Origin of the sequence: Mycobacterium sp. OAS707 (genome assembly GCF_014873705.1) — a bacterium.
Lineage (GTDB): Bacteria > Actinomycetota > Actinomycetes > Mycobacteriales > Mycobacteriaceae > Mycobacterium.
In genome coordinates, this window is record NZ_JADBDS010000002.1 from 126,304 (window position 1) to 139,075 (window position 12,772).

Sequence of the window (12,772 nt, forward strand, 5' to 3'; positions counted from 1 at the left end):
CTCGGGGATATTCTCGGTGACGATGCCTGACCAGACACCTGTCCAGATTGCCTGGGTCACCCGTGACCTCGACGCCACCGAAAAGGCGCTGACCACGCTGTTGGGCGCCACAAAGTGGATCCGCATGCCCGGCGTCCACTTCGGGCCCGACGCGTGCACCTACCGCGGCGGCCCCGCGGACTTCGTCGCCGACATCTCGCTGTCCTATGCAGGCGACACCCAACTCGAACTGATCGCGCCGGTGTCCGGCGAGAGCATCTACACCGAGTTCCTGGACAGCGCAGGGCCGGGACTGCATCACGTCTGTATCGAGGCCGACGACGTCGAGCGCGCGGTGGCCGAGCGCGGCGCCGAGGTGGTGCAGCGCGGTGTGATGCCGGGCGGCATGGAGTTCGCATATGTCACGGCCCAGGACGCCGGCGTGCCCTACATCGAGATTGCGTACATCCCGTCCGAGATCCGGGCGTTCTTCGACTACATCAAGCAGGAGCAGCAGAAGTGAGCACCCAAATCCCGGAGACCGTCAACGCCGCCGACGTGTCCGCGTGGTCCGACGAGGTCGACGTGGTGGTGGTCGGCTTCGGCATCGCGGGCGGTTGCGCAGCGGTCAGTGCTGCGGCAGCGGGCGCGAGAGTGCTCGTGTTGGAACGCGCTGCGGCCGCGGGCGGTACGACGTCGATGGCCGGCGGCCATTTCTATCTCGGCGGAGGCACCGCCGTGCAGCAGGCCACCGGCCACGCCGACAGCGCCGACGAGATGTACAAGTACCTCGTCGCGGTGTCGCGCGAACCCGAACACGACAAGATCCGGGCCTACTGCGACGGCAGCGTCGAGCACTTCAACTGGTTGGAGGACTTGGGCTTTCAGTTCGAGCGCAGCTATTTTCCCGGCAAGGCCGTCATCCAGCCGAACACCGAGGGGCTGATGTTCACCGGAAACGAGAAGGTCTGGCCGTTCAAGGATCAGGCGGTGCCCGCGCCGCGCGGGCACAAGGTGCCGGTGCCCGGTGACACCGGCGGGGCCAGCATGGTGATCGACCTACTGCTGAAGCGGGCAGAGCAACTCGGTGTGCAGATCCGCTATGAAACAGGGGCGACGGCGCTCGTCCAGGATGACGGCGCGGTCGTCGGCGTCACCTGGAAGCATTTCAACGACAGCGGCGCGATCCACGCGAAGGCGGTCGTGATCGCTGCAGGCGGATTCGTGATGAATCCGGAGATGGTCGCCGAGTACACCCCGAAGCTGGCCGAAAAGCCGTTCGTGTTGGGCAACACCTACGACGACGGCCTTGGTATCCGGCTGGGTGAATCAGCGGGCGGAGCAACCAAACACATGGATCAGGCCTTCATCACCGCGCCCGCGTACCCACCGTCGATTCTGCTGACCGGAATCATCGTCAATAAGGACGGACGGCGCTTCGTCGCCGAGGACTCCTACCACTCGCGCACGTCGGGATTCGTGATGGATCAGCCCGACAGCGCGGCATTCCTGATCGTCGACGAGCAGCACCTGGAACGACCCGAGGTGCCCCTGGTGCCGTTGATCGACGGCTGGGAAACCGTCGAGGAAATGGAAGCCGCCCTCGGCATTCCGAAGGGGAACCTGGCCGCCACCCTGAATCGCTACAACGAGCATGCCGCCCGCGGTGAGGACCCCGACTTCCACAAGCAGCCGGAATTCCTTGCGCCACAAGACAAAGGGCCGTGGGGCGCATTCGACCTGTCGCTTGGCAAGGCGATGTACGCGGGCTTCACGGTCGGCGGGCTCGCGACGTCCGTCGACGGCCAGGTGTTGCGGGAGGACGGCAGCGTGATCCCCGGCCTCTATGCGGCGGGCGCGTGTGCGTCGAACATCGCCCAGGACGGCAAGGGCTATGCCAGCGGCACCCAGCTAGGTGAGGGCTCGTTCTTCGGCCGCCGCGCCGGAGCGCACGCCGCCGCGAGCTAGACCGGCGCGAGGCGCCACTGGCCGCCGCCAAGCAGTTCCAGTCGCCGGTCGTGATGCTGCTCGACAGTGCTGCGGTGGCTGACGCTGACCACGATGCAGTCGGGCAAGGCCGCGCGCAACGACCGGTACAGCGCGAATTCCTGGCCCTCGTCCAGCGCGGAGGTCGACTCGTCGAGGAACACCACTCTGGGCTTTGCGAGCAGCACCCGCGCGAACGCGATGCGTTGCTGTTCACCCGGCGACAGCACCTTGGCCCAGTCGGCTGTCTCGTCGAGGCGGCTGGCGAGATGACCGAGCGCAACCGTATCGAGCGCGGATTGGATTGCCGCGTCGTCGAATTCGCCTGCGACGGCGGGATACGAGATCGCCGATCGGAGGTCGCCGAGCGGCATGTACGGCAGCTGCGACAGGAACATGGTGCCTTCGGCGGGACACCGCACCGTGCCCGACGTGAACGGCCACAGCTGTGCGAGGCTGCGCAGCAGCGTCGTCTTGCCGGTTCCCGAGCCGCCGGTGATCACCAACGATTCCCCGGAGTCGAGCCGCACGTCGAGCGGATCGAGAAGGCGTACGCCTTGCGGGGTGCGGACTTCCACGCCGTCGAGTTCCAGCGAGCCGTCGGCAGTGGGCACAGTCGTCAAAACGGGCAGCTCCCTTGCCTGTTCGTTGGCCGTTACCAGGCCGTCGAGCCGGATGATCACGGCGCGGTAGTTGGCGAACGAGTCGTAGACAGCTCGGAAGAATGCCAATGAATCGTGCACCGAGATGAAGGCGCTCGACGACTGTGTCACGTCACCGAGCTGGATTTCGCCTGCGAACAGCCGCGGGGCCTGCACCACTGTCGGCAGCGGGCTGACGATCTGGTTCATCGACCGGTTCCAACCCAGGAACACCAGGGTTCGGCGGACGAAGGCCCGGTAGTTCGCGATGACGGCGGCGAATCTCGTTGTTAGCTGACCTCTTTCGGCGCCCTCGCCGCGGTACAAGCCGATGGCCTCTGCGGCGTCACGCAGTCGCACCAGCGCATAGCGGAACGCGGCGTTGGTGAGCTCGTTGCGGAAGGACAGCCTGATCAGCGGCCTGCCGATCCAGAATGCGACGACCGTCGTGAGGAACACGTACACCAACGCCATCCAGAACAGTGCCTTTGGCACCGTCACACCGAGGATCGTCAGCGGTCCGGCCAGGCCCCACAGGATCGGCGTGAACGAGACGACGTTGACGATGGCGAAGACCGTGCCGAACACCAGGGTTTGGGACGTGCCGACCGTCGGCGTGTTGGTTCCCTCGCCGGTGCCGGTGGTGAACGCGTCGATGTCCTGCTGGATGCGCTGGTCGGGGTTGTCGATCGGCTGCTCGACGAAACGCCCCCGGTAGTACGCGTCATCGTCGAGCCAGTCACGGGTGAGCCGATGTGTCAGCCACACGCGCCACCGGATGATGAACCGCTGCATCAGGTACACGTCGAGCAGGTTGCGGGCGATATCGGAAACGGCTAGGCCGACATAGAGCAGCATCGCCGCCCAAAAACCCTGGATTGCAATGTCTTTCGCGCTGCCTTGGTCGCTGAAGGCGGCTTGCAGCGCGGAGAATTGGTCGTTGGACTGATAACTGAACAACACCCCGAGCCGCACGTCGACCATCACCGACGCCAGCAGCACGCCGAGCAACGACCATACCGGAATGCTTTGGCGGCCCTTGAAATAATCGCCGGTGATCCGCCAGAACTGCCTGCCCCAGGTGGTGAACCGGGCAAGCAGCGCCAGCAGCAGCAGGGTGCACACCGCCGCGATCGCCCATGCCCGCGCCACCCACACCAGGGACGTGATCAGCTCGTCGCCCCAATTCAGGGACGGCGTGAACGTTTCCATGCCGGGAAGCTACCCGGCGCAGCGTTAAACCGGGACGGGCTCGTCGCCTTGCACCCGGCCGAGTCGCCATTCGCCGTCGCCGAGCAGTTCGAGCTCGTGGGTGTGGTGTTGCTCGACCGTGCTGCGGTGGCTGACGCTGACCAGGATGGTTTCGGGCAGCTCGGTGCGCACCAGGTTGTAGCAGATGAACTCAAGCCCTTCGTCCAGCGCCGAGCTCGCCTCGTCGAGGAAGACGGCCTTCGGCTTGGTCAGCAGGACGCGGGCGAACGCGATGCGCTGCTGCTCACCGGGGGAGAGCACCTTGGCCCAATCCAGCACTTCGTCGAGGCGGTCGACAAGGTGAGGAAGCGCCACTTTCTGCAGTGTGTGTTTGAGCGTGGCGTCGTCGATCGAGCCTTCTTCAGCCGGATAGCTGACCACAGCGCGCAGGTTGCCCAGCGGCACATACGGCATTTGCGAAAGGAACATCGTCTCGTTGGGGCCGCATGGCCTGGTCAGTGTGCCCGAGCAGAACGGCCACAACTCGGCGAGGCTACGCAGCAGCGTGGTCTTTCCGCTGCCGGACGGCCCGGTGACCACCAGCGTGTCACCGATCTCCAGGCGCATGTCGAGGGGCTTGATGAGCTGCTTGCCGTCGGGGGTGCGCACTTCGACGTCATCGAGGACGACTGAGCCGTCCCGGCACGGAGTGGTCGTGACTTCTGGCAGCGCCCTGCCTTCTTCGTTGGCGATGACGAGGCCGTGCAGACGAATGATCGCGGCGCGGTATCCGGCGAATGAGTCGTACGCATTACGGAAGAACGACAGCCCGTCCTGAATGCTGCCGAACGCCGACGCCGACTGCGACATGGCGCCGAGCTTGATCTCGCCGGAGAGGAATCGCGGGAACTGCAGGATGTACGGCACGACCACGATGATCTGGCTCATCGACAGGTTCCAGCCGTAGAAGCCGATCATCCGGTTGACGTAATGCTTGTAGTTGGAGACGACAGGGGCGAACAGCCGTCGCAGGCCGGTGCGCTCGGCGATCTCGCCGCGGTAGAAGGCCACCGCCTCGGAGGCGTCGCGCAGGCGCACCAGCGCGTAGCGGAACGCCGCGTTGAACTTCTCGTTGTTGAACGCCAGCCAGATGATCGGCTTGCCGATCCAGAAGGCGATGACCGTGGCAAAGATGACGTAGGTGATGAGTATCAAGAACATCGCCTTGGGCACCTGCCATCCGATGAGGGGCAGTGTGAGCGTGCCGGACAGGTTCAACAGGATCAGCGTGAAAGCTGACATCGACGTGACCGAGGAGACAGCGCCGAAGAGCAGAGTGGCCGCGGACGTGTTGTTGGGTGTGTTCGGCAGCGGTCCGACTCCGGCGGTGAAGATGTCGATGTCGGTCTGGATGCGCTGATCGGGGTTGTCAATGGTGTCGTCGATGAAGCGGGCCCGGTAGTAGGCCTTTCCGTCGAGCCAGTCGCCGGTGAGCCGGTCGGTCAGCCAGGCGCGCCACCTCAGCATGAACCGCTGCATCAGGAACAGGTCCAGCATCACGCGTGCGACGTGGATGGTGGCCAGGATGCTGAACACCAGAATGGAGAACCAGAAGCCGTCCTTGCCCGAATTCTTCACCGCTTCGTCGCCGGTGCTAAGGCCCGCCGCGACCGCCTGGAAGCTGCTCATCATGTCGTTGCCCTGGTAGGACAGCAGGACATCGATGCGGACGCCGGCAATTACTGATAGCAGCAGTCCTGCCAGCCATATCCAGACGATGACGCTGTCGCGCCCCTTGAAGTAGTCGCCTGTGATCCGCCAGTACTGCTTGCCCCACTTGGTGAACTGGACGATCAGGATCAGGATCAGCATGGTGATGACGGCGGCGATGGCCCACGCCCTGCCGACCCACACCACCGTCTTCCATAGCTCGTTGCCCCAGTCGAGCGTCGGGACGAACATGTCCGGGTTCATTCCGGCAAGGTACCTCCACAAGCTGCCGCGAGCGTTTTGGAGGGTCTAACTCCTGGTAGGAAGCGCGTCGAGGCGCCATTCGCCGTCACCGACCAACTCCAGGTGACGGGCGTGGAACTGCTCAACGGTGCCGCGATGGCTCACGCTGACCAAAACCGCGTCGGGAAGCTCGGTTCGGATCAGTTCATAGAGCATCAGCTCCAAGCCCTCGTCCATCGCCGACGTCGACTCGTCGAGGAAGATGGCGCTGGGCCTGGCGAGCAGAATGCGGGCGAACGCGATGCGCTGCTGCTCGCCGACCGAAAGCACCCTGGCCCAGTCGCGGGCTTCGTTGAGCCGAATGACCAGGTGCGACAGCGCGACCTGGGTCATGGCCTGCTGGATCTGCCGGTCACTGACCTCGCCTTCGCGGTGCGGATACGACGCCACCGCCCGTAGGTCCCCGAGCGGGATGTAGGGCAGTTGGGGGACGAACATCGCCTCGCCGCGGCTCGACGGTAGGCGGATACGGCCGGATGCGAACGGCCACAGCCCGGCGAGGCTCTGCAACAGGACCGTCTTGCCGATGCCCGACGCCCCGCTGATCAGCAGCGTCTCACCACGGCCGACGGTGAAGTCGAGTCCGCGCACCAGCGATTCGCCTTCGGGGGTGCGGACTTCGACGGCGTCGACCTCGAGGGCTCCTTCGTCGGAGACGGCCGTCGTGATGCTGGAGAACGCCCGCGCCCGCGAGTTCTCGTCGACCAGCCCGTCGAGGCGGATGATCGCCGCACGGTAGCTGGCGAACTGGTCATAGGCGTTGCGGAAGAACGACAACGAATCGTGGATCGCGCCGAACGCCGTCGAGGACTGCCAGACGCCACCGAAGGAAATTTGGTCGGCGAAAAGCCGTTGCGCCTGAACCAGCCACGGTAGGGGATTGATGGCCTGACCCACCGACAGGTTCCAGCCGGTGAACAACACGACACGGTTCAGCCAATGCCGGTAGTTGTCCATCACCGACAACAGACGGCCGGTGAGGACGCTTCGTTCGACGTTCTCACCGCGATAAAGACCGATCGCTGCGCCGGCATCCCTGACCCGAACGAGCGCATACCGGAAGCTGGCATTGCGAAGTTCGTTGACGAAGCTCAGCCGGATCAGCGGCCTGCCGATCACGAACGCGATGACGGTCACCACGAACACGTAGGCGATGACGATCCAGAACAGCGCCTTGGGAATCGTGATGCCCGCCAACGTCAACGGGCCGGAGAGCCGCCACAGAATCACACCGAACGAAAACACCGACAGCACAGACTCAATCGCACCGAACAGCAACGTGTTACCCGAGTGGTTCGCGGGGTTGTTCGGCTGTCCACCCACACCTGCGGTGAAGATGTCGATATCCTGTTGGATGCGTTGGTCGGGATTGTCGATGGGTTGACGGGAAAACTGACTGCGGAAATAGGCATGATCACCGAGCCAGTCGCCGATGAAGCGGCGGCTCAACCAGATTCGCCACCGCATCAGAAACCGCTGTGTCACGTACAGGTCGGCGAGCAGTCGCACCACATAGCAGGTGGCCAGGATCGCGAACACACCCATGGTCGACCAAAACCCTTGTATGCCAGTAGTTCTGGCCGCATCGCCTTGGAAAGCGACCTGAAGCGCGGTGAACAGGTCGTTGACCTGATAGCTCAGCAGCACGCTGATCCGAACCGAAAGGATCGCCGACACCAGCAGCACTGCCAGCAGCGCCCACACCGGAAGGCTCTGCCTACCCTTGAAGTAGTCGCCGCTGACCCGCCAGAACTGGCGTCCCCATTCGGTGAACCGCCCGACGAGGATCAGCACCACGAGCACCCCTACGGTGCTGAGGACGAACATCTCCACCACCCACACGGCGGTGTGGAAGGCCTCGTCGCTCCAATCGATCGACGGCCTGAACGTGGTCATGGCCGCGATTATGCTGCGGCCATGAGCATCGACGCTCCAGTTACGGTCAATGCCGGACATCTGATCGCGCGAAGGCTGCGCGCGAGCGGCATCGACACGATCTTCACGCTGTCCGGCGGACATCTGTTCTCGATTTACGACGGATGCCGCGCCGAGAACATCCGGCTGATCGACACCCGCCACGAGCAGACCGCGGCGTTTGCCGCAGAGGGCTGGTCGAAAGTGACCAGGGTGCCCGGTGTCGCCGCGCTGACGGCGGGGCCCGGGGTGACCAACGGGATGAGCGCGATGGCGGCCGCACAGCAGAACCAGTCGCCGCTGGTGGTGCTGGGCGGGCGGGCGCCGGCGCTGCGCTGGGGGCAAGGGTCGCTGCAGGAGATCGACCATGTGCCGTTCGTAGCGCCGCTGACCCGGTTCGCCGCGACCGCGCAGTCGGCCGACGCGGTGAGCGCGTTGATCGACGACGCGCTGCGCGCCGCGGTTGGCGCGCCGTCGGGCGTTTCGTTCATCGATTTCCCGATGGACCACGTGTTCAGCGAGGCGCACGACGCAGGCGGTACGGGTGCGCTGTCGACCCTTCCGGATGCGGCCGATGCGGACGGCAATGCGGTGGACGCGGCCGTGCGCCTGTTGGGCGACGCGCAGCGCCCGGTGATCATGGCGGGCACCAACGTGTGGTGGGGACATGCCGAGCAGGCGCTGCTGGAGTTGGCCGAGGCGCTGAGGATCCCGGTGCTGATGAACGGGATGGCGCGCGGCACAGTGCCGGCGGACCACGAGTTGGCGTTTTCCCGGGCGCGGTCAAAAGCGTTGGGGGAGGCCGATGTTGCGCTTGTCGTCGGAGTGCCGATGGATTTCCGGCTCGGCTTCGGCGGGGTGTTCGGCGCGCAGACCAAACTGATCGTCGCCGATCGCGTCGAACCCGACCGCGCGCATCCGCGCGAGGTCGCCGCGGAGCTCTATGGCGATTTGAGCAGCGCATTGAAGGCACTGGCCGCTGCGAGGACAGCCGAGCACGACGGCTGGATCGACGAACTGCGTGCCGTGGAGGACGCCGCGCGGGCCGCCGAGCAGGCGGAGTTGGACGACGACCGCACGCCGCTGCACCCGATGCGGCTGTACGCCGAACTGAAGCCGCTGCTGGACCGCGACGCGATCGTCGTCATCGACGCCGGTGATTTCGGTTCGTATGCGGGGCGGGTCATCGACAGCTACGTGCCGGGCGCGTGGTTGGACAGCGGCCCGTTCGGCTGCCTTGGCTCTGGACCCGGCTATGCGCTGGCCGCCAAGCTGGCCCGGCCGGATCGGCAAGTGGTGCTGCTGCAGGGCGACGGCGCGTTCGGATTCTCGGGCATGGAGTGGGATACGTTGGTGCGCCACGGTATTCACGTGGTTTCGGTGATCGGCAACAACGGCATCTGGGCGCTGGAAAAGCATCCGATGGAGATGTTGTACGGCTATTCGGTGGTCGCCGAACTGCGGCCGGGCACCCGCTACGACGAAGTGGTGAGCGCGCTTGGCGGGCACGGCGAATTGGTTTCGACGCCCGCGGAAATCCGGCCCGCGCTGGAACGGGCGTTCTCGTCGGGTATGCCTGCTGTGGTGAATGCGCTGACCGATCCCGCCGTCGCGTACCCCCGCCGCTCGAACCTGGCCTAGTTTTTACTACCGCGAGCGTGCGTGTTTGCACACGACACGCCGCGAAATTCTGTACAAACGTGCACGCTCGCGGGCCGTAAATCGGTGGACGCCTTAGCGATTGGTGGCCATTCTGGATGCATGGAGGTCAGGCTGCATCATTCGGTGGACGAGTTTCGCGACATCGCGGAACCGTTGTACCGACGCGACCCCGTCGTGCACACCATCGAGCTCACCCTGTTGCGGGCAGGAGCGTTTCCCGACGATTCGACGATGCTGACGCTCTGGAACAACGGTCGCGTCGTGGGCGCGGCCCTGCAGACACCTCCATATCCGTTGGCGTGCAGCGGAATTCCTACAGATACGGCGTCCGCGGTCGCATCGGCACTTGCCCGGTTGGACCCGTCGCTGCATGGCGTCCGTGGGGTCGAACACACCGCCGTCGCGTTCGCCGATGCGTGGCGTGACGTCACCGGACAGCGCGGCACGGTGACATCTGGCGACAAGCTGTATCGGTTGGGTGCCTTGCTCGTTCCACAAGGCGTTGCAGGGTCGCCGCGGGTCGCGACCGACAGCGATCGCGCCCTGCTTGTGGACTGGGTGGAGCGCTTTTTCGCGGACGCCTTCGGGGATCCGCGCGATGACGACCCCGGTGAACGGTTCGTCGACAACGCCTGCCGCGTTGGTGATCGCTTCGTGTTGTGGGACGTCGACGGCTCACCCCGCAGCATGGCGATGCTGCGGGCTCCCGCCGCGGACGTGTCGCGGATCGGACCGGTGTTCACACCGCGCGACGAGCGCAGCCACGGCTACGGCTCGGCCGTCACCGCCGCCGCCGTACAACTGGCGCACCGCAGCGGCACGGCCGACGTCGTGCTGTTCGCCGATATCGCCAACCCGACGTCGAACGCCATCTACCGACGGATTGGCTTCGAGCCGGTCAACGACTGGGTGCGGATCAGCTTCGTCGCGCCCGACTGACCCGAGCGTGCGCAGACTGCACGCATATCGCGGCGTGTCGCGGTGCAGACACGCACGTCCCCTACTCACGTGTGGGCCCACGCGGTAGTGGAAGGCGCAGGTACGGTAAACGTGTGGCGAAGACGAAAAACCGCACCTCAGGTCGTGTCAGCAACAGGTTCTGGAAACTGCTAGGCGCCAGCACTGACCGCGACGAGGTGAAGTCGATGTCGCTCGTCGACAAGTCCTCGGACTTCGGCGAGAAGGCGGCCGACCTCGACGACGAGCAGCTGCGCAAGGCCGCCCGGCTGCTCAATCTCGACGACCTGGCCGAGTCATCCGACATTCCGCAGTTCCTGGCGATCGCCCGCGAGGCGTCCAAACGGGCCACCAACCTGGAGCCGTTCGACGTCCAGCTGCAGGGCGCGCTGCGGATGCTGGCCGGCGACGTGGTCGAGATGGCCACCGGTGAAGGCAAGACGCTGTCAGGTGCGATCGCGGCCGCCGGCTACGCGCTCGGCGGACGCCACGTTCACGTCATCACCATCAACGACTACCTGGCCCGCCGCGACGCCGAATGGATGGGGCCGCTGATCGAGGCGCTCGGGTTGACGGTCGGCTGGATCACCGCCGAGTCCACTCCCGAGCAGCGCCGCGAAGCCTACAAGTGCAACATCACCTACGCGTCGGTCAACGAGGTCGGCTTCGACGTGCTGCGCGATCAGCTCGTCACCGACGTCGAAGACCTGGTCTCGCCGAACCCCGACGTCGCGCTGATCGACGAGGCCGACTCGGTCCTCGTCGACGAGGCGTTGGTGCCCCTGGTCCTCGCGGGCACCACCCACCGCGAGACGCCGAAGGTCGAGATCATCCGGCTCGTCGGCGAACTGATCGCAGGCAAGGACTACGACACCGACGCCGACAACCGCAACGTCCACCTCACCGAGTCCGGCGCGCAGAAGCTGGAAGCCAAGCTCGGCGGCATCGACCTGTATTCCGAGGAACATGTCGGCACCACCTTGACCGAGGTCAACGTCGCACTGCACGCGCACGTGCTGCTGCAGCGCGACGTGCACTACATCGTCCGCGACGACGCCGTGCACCTGATCAACTCCTCCCGCGGCCGCATCGCGCAGCTGCAGCGCTGGCCCGACGGGCTGCAGGCCGCCGTCGAGGCAAAGGAGGGCATCGAGACCACCGAGACCGGTGAGGTGCTCGACACCATCACCGTCCAGGCGTTGATCAACCGGTACCCGCGGGTGTGCGGCATGACGGGCACCGCGCTCGCGGCCGGCGAACAGCTGCGCCAGTTCTACAAGCTCGGTGTGTCGCCAATTGCGCCTAATACTCCCAACATTCGCGAAGACGAGACCGACCGCGTGTACATCACCGCGGCCGCCAAGATCGACGCGATCGTCGACCACATCAAGGAAGTGCACGAAACCCAGCAGCCCGTGCTGGTCGGCACCCACGATGTCGCCGAATCCGAGGAGCTGCATGAGCGGCTGGTCAAGGCAGGCGTGCCTGCGGTCGTGCTGAACGCCAAGAACGACGAAGAAGAGGCCCGCGTCATCGCCGAGGCGGGCACGCTTGGCAGCGTCACGGTCTCCACGCAGATGGCAGGCCGCGGCACGGACATTCGGCTGGGGGGCTCCGACGAAGCCAGCCATGATGAGGTGGCCGAACTCGGTGGGCTGCACGTCATCGGCACCGGGCGCCACCACACCGAACGGCTGGACAACCAGCTGCGCGGCCGCGCAGGCCGCCAGGGTGATCCCGGTTCATCGGTGTTCTTCGCCAGCTGGGAAGACGACGTCGTCGTCGCGCACCTCGAGCCCAACAAGCTGCCCATGGAGACCGACCCGGAGAAGGGCGACGGCCGCATCGTCAGTAACAAGGCCGCGACGCTGCTCGACCACGCGCAGCGTGTCGCCGAAGGCCGGATGCTCGACATCCACGCCAACAACTGGCGCTACAACCAGCTGATCGCCCAGCAGCGCGCGATCATCGTCGAACGCCGAGACACGTTGCTGCGCACCGCAACTGCCCGCGAGGAGCTCGCCGAGCGCGCACCCAAACGCTACGAGGAGATCGTCGAGACACTCGGTGAGGAGAAGCTGGAGAAGATCTGCCGGCTGATCATGCTGTATCACCTCGACCGCGGATGGGCCGACCACCTGGCCTACCTGGCCGACATCCGCGAGAGCATTCACCTGCGCGCACTGGGCAACCAGACCCCGATCGACGAGTTCCACCGGATGGCCGTCGACGCGTTCGCCTCACTGGCTGCCGACGCGATCGAGGCGGCGCAGCAGACGTTCGAGACTGCGCCGTCCATCGAGGACGAGCCGGGCATCGACCTGTCGAAACTCGCCCGCCCGACGTCGACGTGGACGTACATGGTGCACGACAATCCGCTGGCAGACCAGACCATGTCGGCGCTGAGCCTGCCAGGAGTCTTCCGATAG

8 protein-coding genes are annotated in these 12,772 nt (G+C 65.4%); 5 read left to right on the forward strand and 3 right to left on the reverse strand.

All coding sequences use genetic code 11. The annotated features are described in order from the left end of the window. The first annotated feature begins 22 nt into the window (after positions 1-22). Both GGC64_RS11365 and GGC64_RS11370 read left to right on the forward strand, forming a co-directional pair. Entirely contained in the window at positions 23-502 is a 480-nt protein-coding gene (locus GGC64_RS11365; RefSeq protein ID WP_192722627.1) for a VOC family protein, read from the forward strand. Beyond that, a complete protein-coding gene (locus tag GGC64_RS11370) occupies positions 499-1,947 on the forward strand; it encodes an FAD-binding protein (protein ID WP_192722628.1) in 1,449 nt (482 codons plus the stop codon). The genes GGC64_RS11365 and GGC64_RS11370 overlap by 4 nt, the downstream gene beginning before the upstream one ends. Here the strand turns inward: GGC64_RS11370 and GGC64_RS11375 are convergent. From GGC64_RS11375 to GGC64_RS11385, 3 genes are read right to left on the reverse strand one after another with little or no spacing between them, the layout of a single operon-like run. Further along, the gene (locus tag GGC64_RS11375; protein ID WP_192722629.1) at positions 1,944-3,818 is read right to left on the reverse strand and encodes an ABC transporter ATP-binding protein/permease; all 1,875 of its coding nucleotides are present in this window, start codon (positions 3,816-3,818) and stop codon (positions 1,944-1,946) included. The genes GGC64_RS11370 and GGC64_RS11375 overlap by 4 nt on opposite strands. Positions 3,819-3,842: 24 nt before the next feature. Then, positions 3,843-5,771, reverse strand: coding sequence for an ABC transporter ATP-binding protein/permease (locus tag GGC64_RS11380; protein WP_192722630.1), 1,929 nt, complete (start codon positions 5,769-5,771; stop codon positions 3,843-3,845). A gap of 45 nt (positions 5,772-5,816) precedes the next feature. After that, positions 5,817-7,706: an ABC transporter ATP-binding protein/permease gene (locus GGC64_RS11385; protein WP_192722631.1), complete on the reverse strand. Its 1,890-nt coding sequence runs from the start codon at positions 7,704-7,706 to the stop codon at positions 5,817-5,819. A 21-nt stretch (positions 7,707-7,727) separates the two neighbouring features. On the opposite strand from GGC64_RS11385, the gene GGC64_RS11390 reads away from it, so the two are divergent. The 3 genes from GGC64_RS11390 (at position 7,728) to secA2 (ending at position 12,772) form a co-directional block, all read left to right on the forward strand. Then, the gene (locus tag GGC64_RS11390) at positions 7,728-9,365 is read left to right on the forward strand and encodes an acetolactate synthase (protein WP_192722632.1); all 1,638 of its coding nucleotides are present in this window, start codon (positions 7,728-7,730) and stop codon (positions 9,363-9,365) included. A 120-nt stretch (positions 9,366-9,485) separates the two neighbouring features. Then, on the forward strand, positions 9,486-10,325 hold the full coding sequence (locus GGC64_RS11395) for a GNAT family N-acetyltransferase (protein ID WP_192722633.1): 840 nt from the start codon (positions 9,486-9,488) through the stop codon (positions 10,323-10,325). 113 nt (positions 10,326-10,438) lie between these two features. After that, positions 10,439-12,772, forward strand: coding sequence for an accessory Sec system translocase SecA2 (secA2, locus tag GGC64_RS11400; RefSeq protein WP_192722634.1), 2,334 nt, complete (start codon positions 10,439-10,441; stop codon positions 12,770-12,772).

What these genes read in the sequence shown, in the direction of transcription:
- GGC64_RS11365 (WP_192722627.1), top strand. Translation starts at nt 23, where the DNA reads ATGCCTGACCAGACACCTGTCCAGATTGCCTGGGTCACCCGTGACCTC.
- GGC64_RS11375 (WP_192722629.1), bottom strand. Translation starts at nt 3,818, where the DNA reads ATGGAAACGTTCACGCCGTCCCTGAATTGGGGCGACGAGCTGATCACG.
- GGC64_RS11380 (WP_192722630.1), bottom strand. Translation starts at nt 5,771, where the DNA reads ATGAACCCGGACATGTTCGTCCCGACGCTCGACTGGGGCAACGAGCTA.
- GGC64_RS11385 (WP_192722631.1), bottom strand. Translation starts at nt 7,706, where the DNA reads ATGACCACGTTCAGGCCGTCGATCGATTGGAGCGACGAGGCCTTCCAC.
- GGC64_RS11390 (WP_192722632.1), top strand. Translation starts at nt 7,728, where the DNA reads ATGAGCATCGACGCTCCAGTTACGGTCAATGCCGGACATCTGATCGCG.
- GGC64_RS11395 (WP_192722633.1), top strand. Translation starts at nt 9,486, where the DNA reads ATGGAGGTCAGGCTGCATCATTCGGTGGACGAGTTTCGCGACATCGCG.